We start from the raw sequence: 15301 nt of genomic DNA, 5'->3' as shown, positions 1-15301 counted from the left end.
AAAAAATTAAAGTAAAACTTTGGGAGTAAATCTAATGGAAAAAAATTAGAAAAGAAAGTAAAAAAAGGATTTAGACTTTGAGAATTCCTTCTTTAATGAGGAATTGTAGTCCGTTGATGTAGTCTTGATCAGATATCAATCCTTCTGACCACCATTTTGCATTATCTCGAATCCATTTTGGAATTTCTAAAGAGCCAGAACTTGCAGCTGCTTTGTAATCCCATAGTTTTTCGCCACCATAGGTTACTTTGGATAATCCTTGTTTTCCCAATTCTATTACTTTGTCAGCTAGTGGAACATACAGTAAACTTGATGAGAATTCTTGACCATCAGTAATCATCCAATAAATCATGTGGATTATAGCTTTTGCCTGATCTTTGTTTTTAGTTACTGGTTTTAGATCATCATACACTAGAAGGTATGTGAAACTAGCAATTGGGTAAGATTTGCTTCCTGGTGCATTAACAAGGGATACATCAACCCAGCTGTCTTCTGCTGCAGGTAAAGTATCAGCCACCCCACTAGATGCAGCAGAGATGCTGTCTAATGTAGGCTCGACAAATGCAGTTTTGTCAGCATTTTGAATTGATGCATAACTCATTCCTGTTTGGAATGCATATGCTAGCTCAATGTAGCCAATTGCATATTCAGTAGACTTTACAATTCCAGCAACACCTTCGTTTCCTGCAGCGGCTAGACCTGTAGGCCATGGCACAGATTTTCCTTTACCTATTTGTTCATCCCATGTGGGACTGACAGTTGATAGATAATCTGTAAAGATGAAAGTGGTTCCAGAGCCATCTGATCTATGTGCTGTAACTATATCTTTGTCAGGAAGATTCAATCCGGAATTCTCTGCAGTGATTGCAGGATCATTCCATTTTGTAATTTCTCCTAAGAAAATTTTTGAGACAGTATTTGCAGTTAGTTTCAGTCCTTTATTTGGTACTTCAGGAATGTTGTATACTACAACTACACCTCCGATTGATTCAGGGATGTGTAATGTTCCTTTAGCCAATTCTCTTTCAGATTCACTCATTGGTTTATCTGATGCTGCAAAGTTTACAGTTTTCTCAATGTGTTGTTTAATTCCACCACCACTTCCAATTGATTGATAGTTTAGATTTACATTGTCGTATACATTTTTGTATTCAACTCTCCACAAATCAATTAGAGGGAATGGAAATGTTGCACCAGCTCCTGTTAGATTGAATTCTAAATTTTCAGCAGGTGCATCTGGCATTGAAGAAGCATTTGCGTGTAATGTGGGCAAGATTGCAACAAGTGTTGCGATCAACAATATTGACGTTATTTTTGTTCTCATTGAGATAACATGATTTGAAATTTATTTACAAATAGCAATAATAGATTACGAAAAAACAAGATCACACTATTGACTATATAGATTACTTATGATTCACAATTTATCAGCAGATCAGTTGTAGAATCTACTGGAGAATAACATCCATCAGAATCATCTCCACCATCCATTACATCAGAGCCAGAATTTGAATAAATTATATCAAATCCCGAACCACCCTTTAAAACATCATTTCCAGAGTTACCCATAATGGTGTCATATCCATTATTTCCATAAATGACATCATCGCCATTTCCGCCAAAAATACAGTCATTTCCGTCATTGCCACTAATAATATCAGCACCATCCAATCCAAAGATGAGATCATTTGCAGCAGTTCCTTGGATGAAATCATCATCAGCAGTGCCTACTATCATGTGATAGTCAGAGTAAACATGGCCACATGCATTAATTGTGATGGTTTGATATGTTTCTGCAGTATTGCCAGCATAATCAAATGCAATCCAGGTAACCTTGTTGACACCTAGAGAGAATTCTTCAGGAGCATTATTCAATATGGCTTTGATTCCACTTTCACTATCAGCAGCTATCGCCTCACCAATATTAACAAAAGTGGACAATCCGGTTGCATCTAGAATCATATCACTTGGGGCCATGATGGTAGGATTGATTTCATCTCTTGCGAAAACTTCAGTCATCTCAGGTGTAATAACTTCAATAATTTCTGTAACTTCTGAAATTTCAGGTTCAACATAAAATGGAGTTTCAAGGGAGTAAATTTTGTGCCCTGCAGAATCTACAACTAGTAATTCACCATTAATTCCTAACGCGATATCAGTAGGAGAGCTAAACATTTGAGGATAGGGTCCATTTTTTTCAAAGATGTTAAGTGTCAAACCAATATCTTGCTCAAGATACAAGATTCTACCATTGTCAGAATTTATAACATATATTGTTCCGTTAGGATCAATTTCAATTCCTGAAGGTGAAAAAACATAATTCAAACCACGAAATGGAAATGACTTTATCAATGAACCATCTGAATCAAATTTTTCAATTTTACGATTTCCTTTATCAGTTACATACACATTACCTTGATCATCAACATCTATTCCAATTGCTGTAAGGAATTGACCAGGACCCATTCCACTTGTACCAAAAGATAAAACAAATTCACCATCAGAAGTGAATTTTTGAATTCTTTGATTACCTGTATCTACAACATAAACAAAGTTCTCAGAATCAACTGCTATGTCGTTTGGATACTTGAATTCTCCATCATGAATTCCTTTACTTCCCCATTGATCAGCAAATGTTCCATTGAGATAAAATTTCTGAATTTTATGTAAATCGTGGTCTGCAACAAAAACAAAATTACTACTCACTGCAATTCCAGAAGGATAATGAAATTCTCCAGGCAATGTTCCACTTTGTCCCCAGTGAGTAATGTATTGACCATCACTGGAAAATTTTTGAATTCGTTTATTTCCCAAATCACTTATATAGGAATTTCCTTGCTCATCAACTGCAATAAATTCGGGATATGAGAAATGTCCAGGTTTTGCAATTCCAAACTGACCCCACTCTGAGATTAAATCATAATTTCCAAGGGCAAATGAAGATGGAATTAAAGCACTAGATACTAGGAATATTGAAAAAACCATGACAAGTAGGACAAACTTTGACAACAAATACTTGTTCTAAAATTTGGCAAATATCATCAGAGTTAACAATTATTTCATTTTTTGTCAACTTTGTGTCAAAATGGTTTGTTTACTTCACGCGTGAACACATAGCTTGCAAGACCCACCATCACAAGAACAAACACAGAGATGATTCCAAGGCTCAGAGCAATTGAGATTCCACCTTCTGAGACTCCCGTCATCAACTCTCTTACCAGTAATACGGTATATGTAACAGGATTGAGTTTTGCAATTACTGCAAGCCAATCAGGTAGTAATTCCAGTGGAAATAATGCAGGACTTAGCATGAATAGAGGCATTCCTAGGAAATTAATCACACCCCAAAAAGTCTCTTGAGACTTTGCAGTAGCTGCAACAATTACTGAGATTCCAGAAAATCCCAATGAAAACAAAATTACAATTGCCATGATTGGTGCAATCATTAATGGATTTGGAAAGTTAACACCTATTGCCAGTGCAATTCCCAAAATCAAACTAGCCTGCATAGCTGCAATCAAAGAAATTGCGGACATTTTTCCAAGTGCAATTGCTGAACGAGATATTGGAGAAGTTAGTGCTTTATTCATAAAACCATAACGTCTATCCCAAAGAGTATTGACACCGCCGAAAATACTTGTGAAAATTGCAGTAAGAATAATGACACCTGGTGCCATAAACTCAATGTATTCACCTTCAAATCCGACTGATTGAATGAGTGGTTGAGTTCCTGAAAAAGTATTTCCAATAACGATAATCCAAATTGCAGGTTGAATTAAACGAATTAAAACGCCGCTTCTGGATTTTTTGTATCTCTTTAACTCTCTCCAAAAAATTGTATAAGTGTCATACATCAAGGTATTCATGCACGTAACCTCTTCATTTTTGCATGTTCTCGTTTTCGATTAAACTTTGAATCATCATCTCTTATTTCATGTCCAGTATACGAAATGAAAACATCATCAAGTGTTGGTTGAGTCAAAGCAATGGAAACAATTTTTATTTTAAGATCAGATGAAATTTGGAAAATTTTTGGAATAACTTCTGTTCCATTTGATGCAAATAGTGTAAGCTTGGGGCCATCGACATTTATTTTATTCACAAACTCTATCTTTTGAAGTTCTGATGAAAATGAATCAAGGTTTTCTTCATCCTCTATAATGATTGAGATTACTTCATTGCCCATTGCATTTTTCATGTTTTTAGGAGAATCAATTACTTGTATCTGTCCGCCATCAATAATTCCAACCCTATCGCAGAGCTGATCTGCCTCTTCCATGTAGTGAGTTGTAAGAAAGATGGTCATCTCAAACTCATCGTGGATTTTTTTCAGATATTTCCAGATCTTTCTACGAGTCTGAATATCTAAGCCTACTGTAGGCTCATCAAGAAACAATACTTTTGGCCTATGCAGTAGACCTCCTGCAATATCGAGTCTTTTTCTCATACCACCAGAATATGTTACTACAGAGTCATGTTGTTTGTCAGTTAGTTCAATTAATTCTAAAACAGAATCAATTCTTTGGTTGATTTCATTTTTTGGAATATGATTGAGTTTTGCTTGCAATATCAGATTCTCTCTGCCAGTAAGATATTCATCAACAGTAGTCTCTTGTTGAACATATCCAATGCTTTCTCGTACTTTTTTTGCGTCAGTCATGACATCAAATCCAGAGATCAAAGCTTGTCCCGAGGTTGGTTTCAGTAGAGTGGTAAGAATCATCATAGTTGTACTTTTTCCAGCACCATTAGGTCCTAGAAATCCAAAGATCTCCCCACTTTCAACTGAAAAAGAGATATCATTTACAGCAATCACATTCCCAAATGATTTTGTGAGAGATTTAGTCTCTATAGCGGACAACGCTTTGATCGCATTGCGCAATTATAAATTGCTAAGTATTCATTTGAGAACACAAAAAAAAATTTAAAGAGCAATCAGATGACTTGTTGTATGATAGGATTATGTCAGAAATGCCACTCATCAAATGTAGAGATAACAGTTCAGGAAGGAATTCCTGTTTGTGAAGTATGTTCTAAAAAAACAGACTAAATAAAAAAGGTTATTTTGAAAAAAGAAAAGTAAAAGAGATTATTCAATTTTTTTGAATTCTTCTTTGCTCATTCTTAAAATGACTTTTTCGCCTATTCCCCAAATTTCAGATTTGGATAAGATTTTCGAATGCATCAAGCCATCAGTTACTTCAATTGATTCCAGTTCGTTGGTGTCAGGATTTCTATGTAATCGTTTGACTTTGCCAATTTTATGACCATCAATGTCAACTACTGGAACTCCTGTTCTTACTGGAGGTCTGCTAAGAAGCAAAGTTTCCTCAGAAAATTTGTCAATATAATCCTCTGAAAGAAAATAATCCTTGTTGAATCCCTGATGGATTGTCACGCCAGATACTGTGAGTGTATCTTGGTGAATGTGTATGTGTTTGACTTTGCCATATTGAATTCCCTCTCTATCTATGACTTTTTTTCCAGTAAACGAATCAGCTGTTGCAATGTTTGTAGGCATGCCTTCTAGTTTTACGGACATGATATCAGATATGCAGATTTGCTTATCATACCAGATATCAGAAATTTCTATCAATGGGGTTAAATTACTTGACAGAAAAAATTACGCATGGAGATAAAGGAGACCATATTCAGACCAATTCTAACTACAAAGGGAAGGAATACTGGCAACCCACATTCAGTTATGCTTCGAGCAGTCAACTATAATGGTAAAATTTACTTTTCCAGACACAGGCCAGATGGAGACTGGTTCAAAAATGCATTGGCAAATCCTGATGTCAAAATAGAGTACAATGATATAGTTTTTTCAGGAAAGGCAAAGTTAGTTACTGATGAGGAATTTAGCAAGAAAATTTCAGAATTAAAATATCCAGATGAAGAGAGAGCAAAAGAGAAGCGAGTGACAATCGAGATTACACTTGATAATGCATAAATTATTTTGAATTTTTTAGATACTTTATCAAATAGTAAACAGTTAGTCCGCCAAGTATTACCGTAGCTATTACAAATGGGATATACAAGTCAGTTCCTAAATTAACAATGTCGGAGTCAATTACAGTCTCTGCAATATCCAAATTTTCTTGAGTAAAATCTTGTGGTGCAACGCTTTTTTCAAATTGCATTTGGGATTCAGATTCTGCAACCATTGGTGCAGAGGCTGCAACAGATTCGGCAGATTCGTCCATTCCAATAGATTCAGTACTTTTTGCAGAAAACTCAGGAGATGCCATCCTACTTGCAATCTTACTTGATGGAATTTGTTTATCTTGTAATTGAGATATTGAAAGCAATCCAGACAGACCAGTTGCAATTCCAAGTCCTGTAACTTTGTAAATATGTCTAAAGGAGCGAACAAGTAATTTACTTTCTTTAGTTTTTTCTGAAAAACTTGGAGGAACAATAACAATACTAAATTTTGTTGCAGTGTAAATTTTCATATCTTGAGATTTTGAGTTTTTTTCAATCTTTGAAATTTTAACCACGCCCAAATCCTGAAGTTTGTTTAGATGATACTTTACGAGTTGAAGTGAAACCTCAGTCTTTTGAGCAATCTGAGTTGCAGTTAATTCCTCATTGAAAAGTAGTTGAAGTATTTCACGGCTAGAATCGTTAGTAAATAGTTCACCAAACATCTTTATTTTTTTGTCATCTGTTGCAAGAATTTTGATTTTTTCAGTAAAATCATCATCAGGGATTTCAGAAGACATTAGAGTTGATAGTACAAATCCAGCATATGTAAGTTGTTTGGTAAAATCCAAATTTCACTAAACCTTTTATCTCAAACTACAAAATCATAGTAATCACTAAATGTCAGTTTTCAAAAAACTGAACTAGTAAGGAGAGAAAAATGAATTCAAAAATAACAATCCCAATTGCAATTGTCATTTCGGTCATAGTTACTGCAGGGATTATGTACTCAATAGAGTTTGAGCAACCTCAAGTATCACAAGTATCAGAGCCAGAAATTATCTATGTCGACAAATCAGTGTCAGAATACTTTGAGGGTACGCACGACATCAAGCAAATATCATCACAAGAAGAGCTAAAAAAGATTCTAGAGGCATCAGCGTTTTTTGGTGGGCAATTTTTCGATAATAGAGTATTTTCTACTAGAATGATGGTAGAGGAGGCAGTTATGATGGAGTCAGATGGATTTGTCGGAGTACCAGTTCCAGAAGGAGCAGTTGCTAAAACAGAATCTGGAGGATCTGACTATTCAACTACAAATGTTCAAGTTGAAAATGTTGATGAGCCAGACTATCTGAAAAATGATTCAAAATACGTATACATCGTATCTCGAAATACGCTTTCTATTATTGATGCATATCCTGCAGATTCTGCAAAACTGATTCTAAAGATTGCACTTGACATTGAATCACAGCATATTCAAAATATGTTCCTAAATGATGATAGACTAGTAATATTTTACAATGGACAAAGCAATGATGAGATAATTCCGCTTTATGACTTTGTTCCAAGGCGCTCTTACAGTTCAGTTACTCATGCGTTAATTGTAGATGTATCAGACAAAGAGAACCCAACCATTCTCAAAGATTATTCAATAGATGGCTACTTTAGTGATGCTCGAATGATTGGAAATTATGCATACTTTGTCACAAATAGTAACATAGACTATCAGTATCCAAGACTTCCAGTAATTTTAGAGCGTTCAATTCCTATACTGACACCTGATGCATTTTACTTTGATAATGCAGAGCAGTTTTCTAACTTTAACACATTAACTGCAATCGATATTTTTGGAGATACGATAAATTCTGAGACATTCCTTATGGGGCATTCAGGATCAATTTACGTCTCTGAAGATAATTTTTATTTGACTTATCAGCAAAATATGCCGTTTGGGTTTTATGAAAACTCATCACGTGACAGATTCTTTGATGTCATAGTTCCATTATTATCAAATGAAATTCAAGAAAAAATTAAGGAGATTCAAAATGATTCTTCAATTAGTTCATCTTCTCAATGGATGAAAATTTCAGAATTAATGCAAAATTCATACAATAAAATGAATAAAGAAGGCAAAGAAAAACTATTTGACAAAATTAAAGGCGCCCTAAACAAATATGATGCAAAAATTCAAGAAGATACAAACAAAACAATCATTCACAAAATTTCAATTGATGAGGATAAAATAGAATATGTTGCAAAGGGTTCAGTTCCAGGTAGACTGTTAAACCAGTTTTCAATGGATGAAAATGGAAATAGATTCAGAGTTGCAACCACTACAGAATACTATGTTCAACATCAGGGAACTGTTCGTGCAAACGCAGTTTATGTATTAGATGAGCAGCTAAATATCGTCGGAGGATTAGACAAGATTGCGCCTGATGAGAGTATTTTCTCAGCCAGATTTATGGGCGATAGACTATACTTGGTAACATTTCAGCAAATTGACCCATTCTTTGTAATTGATTTGTCAACAGACAAACCAAAGGTTCTAGGAGAATTGAAGATTCCAGGATTTTCAAACTATTTGCACCCATATGATAAAGAGCATATAATCGGAGTTGGCAGAGACACCAAAGAAATTGAAAATGGTAGAGTTCAGCAATTAGGAGTAAAGATTGCATTGTTTAATGTAGCAGACGTAAAAAATCCAAAGGTTGTAGATGACATAATAATCGGAGATAGTTCCACTTATTCTGAATCACTAAATAATCACAAAGCATTCTTTTTTGATAAAAAAAGAGACGTTCTTTCAATTCCAATAAATAGTGATGCTAATAGTTTGAAGGAAATTCCAAGTTCAAAAATGATTGCACCAGATTATAATCGCTGGAGTGGATTCTATGTTTTTGATTTAGATAAATCAGACGGATTTAATCTCAAAGGGACAATAACTCACTCAGCTGAGGACTCTCGCTATTACGGAATGGGATATGCAAGAACATTCTATATTGATGATGTGCTGTATACTGCATCTGAAGAATATCTAAAGATGAATTACTTTAACAATTTAGAACAAATCAATTCAATAAAACTTGAAAACACTGGAAAGTTTATTGAATATATGGAAGATGGGATTTTACGTTAAATCATACAAGATGAACGATAGTTGAAATTCCTCTTCGGTCAATTTCAACATCATTTTCAATTTCACAAACAGTTACAGTAAAGGAAATCACATCACGAGTATTTGCATTTTCTGCATGAAGTTTAAGATGAATATCCAAGAGATCAGATTCTTGCGTTGGTAAATTATTCTCATCTATGTATGCATCACAAGTAGATTCTATTCTAAATCTATCATCTTTAAAATGAAATCCAAGTTTTGTTTTTCTTCCTTCTCTTCCGTTGGCTTTAACATTTACGTCAATTATACCAAGCCTTGTTTCTGTGTAACTCGATTTTTGATTTACAAAAACTCCAATTTGAAATGGTTTTCCAGCAGTTGATTCGGCCATTTTTTGTATTCCATCATTCATCACTACATCTACTGCCTTGATAGACTGGGCAACCTTTGCTATCCACTCATTTGTTCTAGTAATTGTTGCACGAATACCTGCACGTCTTCGTTTGTCTTCATCTTCAGGCAATTTGTAATAGTCTACCCATGCCTCATAATCATGTGATATATCTTCGATAAAATCAATGCAGGTTCTTCTGTATTCATCAACGTTGTCTGTTCTCTCTGATGCATCATCAGTGCGCATTCCATCAAAATCCATTGGCATTGCCATGCTCAGAATTAATCTAAGTTCTAAAAAAACCAATCTTGAGATAGATTAATGATTATAATAGGAATTTTGGTTAGAAAAAGTATGATATTTTCAGAAATTGTCACTGATCTGCAAGAGCAATTAAAAAAAGACTTGGCACAAATCAGATTTCTTTTAAAGAAAAATCCAGGAATGGGATATGCAAGAATTGTTGAAATTGGAAAAGAAGTAGGTAAAAAATACAATATCAAATTAATTGTCAATTTTCCAAAAGAAGGAACAATTGAAGAATTTGACATGTATGGAAAAAGAGATTTAAGTTTAATTGTTAACTATGATCTAAAGAGATTTCCCATAGATAGAGAAACAATTAAACAAAAAGCAAAAGAGATGCTCGGAGATGTTCAAACAGAAGATGCTTACATGTATGAAAATAAAGAAGGTGTCAGAGTATTTACAAAAAATTGGAAGATAGACATACTACCACACTCGATTCACATCTGGACTGAGTTTACTGAAAATGTTACAGAATTTTGTAATTGGTTATTAGAGAATGCCTATCCTATGAAGAAATAAAAATTTTTCAAATTAGAGACTTTCTAGTTGCTCAAGTAAGGATTCAGCTTCAGAGTTTTCTGGTTGTAATTTAAGAATACGTCTACAACAATCAATGGCCTCATCTTTTTGCTCCAATGCCAAATGAACATTAGTTTTCAGTGTAAGGTTTTCTATGTCATTATTGTCAAGTTCAAGGGCTTTCTCAAAATAGGGTAATGCTTTTTTTGCGTCATCTACAATAAAATAAACACTTCCCATGATGAACATAAAATCATGATCATCAGAATATTCAGATTCCAGATTCTTTCCAAATTTTACAGCCTCATCATATTCGCCATCCTTTAGTAATTTTTTCAGACGACGTTTTGGATGTTTGAAAAGACCCACCATTTTAATTCATTATTTTAAAGAAATTTAGTAATTTGAATGTAGAACATCAAATAATTGGTTTTTAATCAAACAGGGATTCGGGCTGATAGCCAGTTGGTTTTTTAGGAGTTTGGGGAATCTTCATGATTCCTTCTTTGATTAAGAATTGTATTCCTTGTACAAATGAATTGTCATCGATAGAGCCATCTGCCCACCATCCTGCATTGTTTTTAATCCAGGATGGGATGTTTTTTGCACTACCATCAGAGCCTTGAGGGGTTTGTGGAATCTTCATGATTCCTTCTTTGATTAAGAATTGTATTCCTTGTACAAATGAATTGTCATCGATAGAGCCATCTGCCCACCATCCTGCATTGTTTTTAATCCAATCAGGGATTTTTTGTACAGTAGTTCCATCAGGAGCATAGATTTGAACAGGGATTTTCAAAAAATCAGAAGGAGACTTGGATGGATTTGGGACAACTCCCTCAGGAGCTAATCCATAAATCCATATCACATAATTTGCAGTTCCAGGTTTTTCTTTGATAATAAAATCAAGAAGTGCTTGTCCAGATGGGGAATAAAGATATTGTTTACTTTCTTCTTGCGCAAGTGATCTTATTGGATTTGAATTCTTATCAACAACTAGTAAATCATATTGAACCTGATTCAGATATTCAGTATCATCGAATTTACTAATGAAACTAACTAGCCATTGCATTTCACACCCTACAACAGGATCTTCAGGACCATAAAATACATGAACTTGATAAGTGAATTCTGTTGTAGGTTTTTTAACACTGACAGATTTTTCAAAATTAGTTTCACATCCTGCTGCTGCAAACTCATCTTCAGTGGATATAATTCCTTCAAAGGGACTGGTTTGGACATTTTCTCGATACTCTAATAATGTAAATTCGTATTCAGTTGGAGGTATTCCCTCTGATACATGTGTGTAAGTTTTAGCTTTTATTGGAAATGGAAAATCATCTACAATCCAAACTTTACTTCCAACTCCCCCAGTTTTCCAATACATTTGTACGGTTTCCCAAGTACCTGCTGGAACTGTAATGGTCTCTATTGCTTTTGGAAGTACTTGTTCTCCACCAATGTTTCCAATTTTACCCCATGACGTAGCTTTGAATTCTTTAGGACCTTTTCCGCCAGAGCTGGCATCAGATGTTGCAAATGCGGAAAGCCAAACTACAGATGATTTGAATGCACCTCGGTAAACGCCCAATTCAATACTACCACCGGTTGGCTCTGGCGCAATTTTTCCGAGCTCCATTTCACCTACAACTCGTTTGTCACCATCATAAACGACAACTTCAGCTAACCACTTGGTTTCGCTTCCCACTTGTTTGTCACCTTTTATCCACATATCCATTTCAAATTTAGTGCATTCTTTGTAATCAACATGACACATTGAATAAGAAAAGAAATCTCCTTTTTTGAGACCTTCACCTGCATACCATGATCCTTCTTTATCTACACCACCTGATTGGAATTGCGCAAATGCAGATGGAAGTGATAATGAACCTAACAGTAAAGCAGCAAATAGTGGAATTATTAGTAATGATCCTTTCAAATCTGAAAAAAATTGGCAAAACGGATAGTTAAAGGTTATTCAAATAAGCAAATATAGAGGAAAATGTACAGGAATTCCAGAAATGTGTGAATGCTCCAAAGTACACTTGTTTGAAGTAGAGTTCAAACTAGATGGTATGACAGTTGTTCCAACACACAAGAACTGCGGATTTGGATTAGATGAGAAACAAGCAGACAAGTTCCAAAAAGAATTAGTAAAATCTTGGGGCTTTGAGGAAGATGAAGATTAATTAAAAAAATAAAAATAAGATTGTAATAAACTATCGAACTACATATTTCCGACAGCTTCTTTACAAACGTCAGTTGAACATTTGCAATCTGCGCTGCATATACAATGACCTTGCATAGCACAATCGCATGAGTATTCAGGATCGCCGCTATCAGCTTCGCATCCGCATGCTTGATCTACCATGAATATTGAGTAATCTTACTTGTTTTAAAAGGTTAGTACAAGAGATGAGAAATTACTCATCCTTCAAAGAATGCCAAGTATGGAATTGCATGACTTTTCTACAGTATTTGCTTGTTGTTCAACTAAATTCATGTCAGCCTCAACATCAAAGGCCACCTTTAGAATATGAATAAGATCCTGTTCCCTATTCAGATTATTCTTAATTTTTATGAAATTTTCTTTGTTTGTCCAACCCAAGTAAAAATAACAGTCAGAGAGCATCGAGTTGTTTACAAAGAAATCGTATTTTTGCTGAATTATTTGAGAGTGGTTGTTTTTTTCAACCAAATCAGAAAAACCAATCGTAGATTTTAGCATCCTTTCAAGTAATGGAGGAGTAGCTCTCTCAATTCCCACAGTTTGAGTAACAGTAGAAATATGCTCATTGATTTGATTTTTTTCTAACTTTCGTAGAAGATCAAGCATGTGAGAAGGACTGATTCGCTGATAGTTTAGAGAAGAGATAGCGTCTGCCAAATAAAACGCAGCACATTTTTGCCAACAAGGACCAAATACATCAGAGAATTTAATTGATTCTTTAGTTTTTTGACAACAAAATAGTGATTCAATCAGAGAGTTTTTGGCAAAATCAGAATAAAGTAATGTACGTTTTTCATTGATCTTTGATAGAAACATTCTAAGTTCCCAAGACTCATCTTGAATAATTTGCAGTTTATCATATTGCAGTAGCTGTTTGGATTGGGTTTCAGATAAGGATGCATGATGAATCATAACAATCCCATTTTCAAACTTTAGAATTTCTTGCCCTGATTTATCATCAAAAACGAAAACATCATAGCCACATGAATTATCAGTTATCTCAGATATTCTACAACCGCCCAAACCAACTGGAAATCTAGTTAATTCATGTTCTACAATGAATTTTTGAATATCCATAAATTGGTACCTTTGCTTTTTTCTATAAAGGAACTAACTCACAAAGTTTTACAAATTCATGCAAAGTCAAAACATTTCCTTTAAATTGAGATTTGATTTGTTTTTTATCAAGCTCCTATAGTGTAGTCCGGTTAAGCATTTTGGCTTCTCAAGCCAAAGACTCGGGTTCAAATCCCGATGGGAGCATTACACATCGGGGGATATAGACAACCCCCTCTCATTTAACCATTAAGGAAAACTATAGATAAAAAAAATTGATCAAATTATGCTCCATAGACTGATAATCAAAGAGTTTTCAGTTTCTATATCGACTAGTCTTTTGTTTAACTTTGTGATATTGGAATTAATGATGTCAGAATCTTCCTTGAGCCTTAAACACTTTCAGAATCAGAATAAGCCCATTCGTATCTTAAGATATTTTGTTCATCAAACTATATCTGTGCACTCAAGCAATGATGGGAAGAAAATACAGATCTTGGGAGTTTACTGATTGCCTGATGAATCATGTAGAAAATATGGGAATAAATTATATGATTTTTCAAAATGTTCTGAATGTAGAATTTCATATATTGAAATTTGTTTGAAATGTGGACAAAAAACTTTGCCTAAATATCATGATTGTATGATATCTGAAAGAAATGTTGCTATCTGTGGATACTTATGTAGTTTCATTTTATCTCTCAAGAGTAAAAATAAGAAAAAAGAAGTGATTAGAAGTGAGGATTTCTCATATTGAGAAATGATGATTTGAGTTCATGTAGTTGGTCTTTGATTGATTGTGCAGTTTCAGTATCTCCATTCTCGTATGCATCTCTTAATTGTTGCATCAAGTCTAGAAATTGAGCCCTTGCAGCATCAACTTCTGCATCACCAGTTGGTTCAGAGAATTTTTGTTGGAATTTTTCAAACTTTGCAGTTTTATCACCATGCATTCTCTCTTTCATTTCTGAATGATCAAATGATTTGGTAATCGTAGTAAAGTTTACAGCATCACCTGCATCTACAACAAAGATATTCTTAGTTATTGTTTCAGATTCTGTATCCTTGTCTATGCTGGTAATGGTCCATACAACATACTTGTTGCCTTCAGCATCTTTTACAATTCCAATACTTGCTTTCATTGCATCAGTAACACCGTTATCCTCAGCAACAGAAACAGCTTGACTTAGAGAAACTGTAACTTGGTCTTTTAATTCACTATGTGTTTCTCTGGTCATCTCTTCAGGAACCTGGATTGAACCAGTAAATCCTTCAACTAGGATTGCCTTTTTTCCATGATTTCCTTTTTTGAAGTGTTTTTCACCACCCCATTTTGCATGTTTTTCATTTGTATATTCCCCGTCTTCTTCTGCCATAACAAATGGCGTAAAGGCAAACATCAAAGCAAAAACTGCTGCAAATGCTGGAATCATGTACTTTGTTTTTCCGTTCATTGCTAGTTTCATTGTATTTTGAATAAAAGGCCTTGTTATCAAATGATACGTAACAATGTTCCTTCATCCTTAAGTTTCAAAAGTCAATTTTGTGCCTATGGGACAAATATGTAAGGGAATTTGTGAGAGATTAAAACCAAATTCTATGCCAAACAATTTACGTTATAAATCAGGACAGAAAAGATGTGGACTGTACAACTGCTTTCTTGAATATGAAGGAGCATTTTGTCCATGTTGTAAAACTAGACTTAGATCTAAACCTCGGAGCAAAAAAGTATGGAATC

The 15301-nt window shown here is 34.5% G+C and carries 15 protein-coding genes and 1 tRNA gene; 5 read left to right on the top strand and 11 right to left on the bottom strand.

What is annotated here, in order from left to right:
• Positions 1 to 70 precede the first annotated feature (70 nt).
• The 5 genes from pstS to C5F50_RS03580 form a co-directional block, all read right to left on the bottom strand.
• Positions 71 to 1324 (bottom strand): phosphate ABC transporter substrate-binding protein PstS, encoded by a 1254-nt coding sequence (pstS, locus tag C5F50_RS03600; protein ID WP_179372324.1) that lies wholly within the window; start codon positions 1322 to 1324, stop codon positions 71 to 73.
• An 86-nt stretch (positions 1325 to 1410) separates the two neighbouring features.
• Positions 1411 to 2985 carry a 6-bladed beta-propeller gene (locus tag C5F50_RS03595; RefSeq protein WP_179372323.1) on the bottom strand — a complete coding sequence of 525 codons (1575 nt, stop codon included), beginning with the start codon at positions 2983 to 2985 and terminating at the stop codon, positions 1411 to 1413.
• Positions 2986 to 3080: 95 nt separating this feature from the next.
• A complete protein-coding gene (locus C5F50_RS03590; protein ID WP_179372322.1) occupies positions 3081 to 3866 on the bottom strand; it encodes an ABC transporter permease in 786 nt (261 codons plus the stop codon).
• A complete protein-coding gene (locus tag C5F50_RS03585; RefSeq protein WP_179372321.1) occupies positions 3863 to 4861 on the bottom strand; it encodes an ATP-binding cassette domain-containing protein in 999 nt (332 codons plus the stop codon). The genes C5F50_RS03590 and C5F50_RS03585 overlap by 4 nt, the downstream gene beginning before the upstream one ends.
• Positions 4862 to 5089: 228 nt before the next feature.
• Positions 5090 to 5596 (bottom strand): hypothetical protein, encoded by a 507-nt coding sequence (locus C5F50_RS03580; RefSeq protein ID WP_246282128.1) that lies wholly within the window; start codon positions 5594 to 5596, stop codon positions 5090 to 5092.
• Between the two features lie 33 nt (positions 5597 to 5629).
• On the opposite strand from C5F50_RS03580, the gene C5F50_RS03575 reads away from it, so the two are divergent.
• Positions 5630 to 5953 carry a nitroreductase/quinone reductase family protein gene (locus C5F50_RS03575; RefSeq protein WP_179372320.1) on the top strand — a complete coding sequence of 108 codons (324 nt, stop codon included), beginning with the start codon at positions 5630 to 5632 and terminating at the stop codon, positions 5951 to 5953.
• Position 5954: 1 nt separating this feature from the next.
• Here the strand turns inward: C5F50_RS03575 and C5F50_RS03570 are convergent, their stop codons facing one another.
• Entirely contained in the window at positions 5955 to 6779 is an 825-nt protein-coding gene (locus C5F50_RS03570) for an ArsR/SmtB family transcription factor (RefSeq protein WP_246282127.1), read from the bottom strand.
• 89 nt (positions 6780 to 6868) lie between these two features.
• Here C5F50_RS03570 and C5F50_RS03565 point away from each other — a divergent pair, with 89 nt between their 5' ends.
• Entirely contained in the window at positions 6869 to 9076 is a 2208-nt protein-coding gene (locus C5F50_RS03565) for a beta-propeller domain-containing protein (protein WP_179372319.1), read from the top strand.
• Position 9077: 1 nt separating this feature from the next.
• Here C5F50_RS03565 and C5F50_RS03560 read toward each other — a convergent pair whose 3' ends face one another.
• Entirely contained in the window at positions 9078 to 9722 is a 645-nt protein-coding gene (locus tag C5F50_RS03560; protein WP_179372318.1) for a hypothetical protein, read from the bottom strand.
• Positions 9723 to 9803: 81 nt separating this feature from the next.
• On the opposite strand from C5F50_RS03560, the gene C5F50_RS03555 reads away from it, so the two are divergent.
• Positions 9804 to 10277: a hypothetical protein gene (locus C5F50_RS03555; protein ID WP_179372895.1), complete on the top strand. Its 474-nt coding sequence runs from the start codon at positions 9804 to 9806 to the stop codon at positions 10275 to 10277.
• Between the two features lie 12 nt (positions 10278 to 10289).
• Here C5F50_RS03555 and C5F50_RS03550 read toward each other — a convergent pair whose 3' ends face one another.
• Complete coding sequence (locus C5F50_RS03550) at positions 10290 to 10649, bottom strand: tetratricopeptide repeat protein (protein ID WP_179372317.1); 360 nt, start codon at positions 10647 to 10649, stop codon at positions 10290 to 10292.
• 61 nt (positions 10650 to 10710) lie between these two features.
• Positions 10711 to 12216 carry a peptidase gene (locus tag C5F50_RS03545; RefSeq protein ID WP_179372316.1) on the bottom strand — a complete coding sequence of 502 codons (1506 nt, stop codon included), beginning with the start codon at positions 12214 to 12216 and terminating at the stop codon, positions 10711 to 10713.
• Between the two features lie 106 nt (positions 12217 to 12322).
• Between C5F50_RS03545 and C5F50_RS03540 the strand changes: the two genes are divergently transcribed.
• Positions 12323 to 12466, top strand: coding sequence for a hypothetical protein (locus C5F50_RS03540; RefSeq protein WP_179370588.1), 144 nt, complete (start codon positions 12323 to 12325; stop codon positions 12464 to 12466).
• Positions 12467 to 12711: 245 nt separating this feature from the next.
• Here the strand turns inward: C5F50_RS03540 and C5F50_RS03535 are convergent, their stop codons facing one another.
• On the bottom strand, positions 12712 to 13584 hold the full coding sequence (locus C5F50_RS03535) for a hypothetical protein (protein ID WP_179372315.1): 873 nt from the start codon (positions 13582 to 13584) through the stop codon (positions 12712 to 12714).
• Positions 13585 to 13695: 111 nt separating this feature from the next.
• Between C5F50_RS03535 and C5F50_RS03530 the strand changes: the two genes are divergently transcribed.
• A tRNA-Glu gene (locus C5F50_RS03530) sits at positions 13696 to 13770 on the top strand.
• 524 nt (positions 13771 to 14294) lie between these two features.
• Here C5F50_RS03530 and C5F50_RS03525 read toward each other — a convergent pair.
• Complete coding sequence (locus C5F50_RS03525) at positions 14295 to 15017, bottom strand: hypothetical protein (protein WP_179372314.1); 723 nt, start codon at positions 15015 to 15017, stop codon at positions 14295 to 14297.
• Positions 15018 to 15301: the final 284 nt, after the last annotated feature.

It is taken from the genome of Nitrosopumilus ureiphilus, assembly GCF_013407185.1.
GTDB lineage: Archaea > Thermoproteota > Nitrososphaeria > Nitrososphaerales > Nitrosopumilaceae > Nitrosopumilus > Nitrosopumilus ureiphilus.
Note: the sequence above shows the minus strand (reverse complement) of the source record. Positions and strands in the feature narration are given on the sequence as shown.

Excerpts from the sequence above, each read along its gene's own strand:
- C5F50_RS03550 (WP_179372317.1), bottom strand. The coding sequence starts at position 10,649 with ATGGTGGGTCTTTTCAAACATCCAAAACGTCGTCTGAAAAAATTACTA.
- C5F50_RS03575 (WP_179372320.1), top strand. The coding sequence starts at position 5,630 with ATGGAGATAAAGGAGACCATATTCAGACCAATTCTAACTACAAAGGGA.
- C5F50_RS03555 (WP_179372895.1), top strand. The coding sequence starts at position 9,804 with ATGATATTTTCAGAAATTGTCACTGATCTGCAAGAGCAATTAAAAAAA.
- C5F50_RS03560 (WP_179372318.1), bottom strand. The coding sequence starts at position 9,722 with ATGGCAATGCCAATGGATTTTGATGGAATGCGCACTGATGATGCATCA.
- C5F50_RS03565 (WP_179372319.1), top strand. The coding sequence starts at position 6,869 with ATGAATTCAAAAATAACAATCCCAATTGCAATTGTCATTTCGGTCATA.
- C5F50_RS03535 (WP_179372315.1), bottom strand. The coding sequence starts at position 13,584 with ATGGATATTCAAAAATTCATTGTAGAACATGAATTAACTAGATTTCCA.
- C5F50_RS03590 (WP_179372322.1), bottom strand. The coding sequence starts at position 3,866 with ATGAATACCTTGATGTATGACACTTATACAATTTTTTGGAGAGAGTTA.
- pstS (WP_179372324.1), bottom strand. The coding sequence starts at position 1,324 with ATGAGAACAAAAATAACGTCAATATTGTTGATCGCAACACTTGTTGCA.
- C5F50_RS03595 (WP_179372323.1), bottom strand. The coding sequence starts at position 2,985 with ATGGTTTTTTCAATATTCCTAGTATCTAGTGCTTTAATTCCATCTTCA.
- C5F50_RS03525 (WP_179372314.1), bottom strand. The coding sequence starts at position 15,017 with ATGAACGGAAAAACAAAGTACATGATTCCAGCATTTGCAGCAGTTTTT.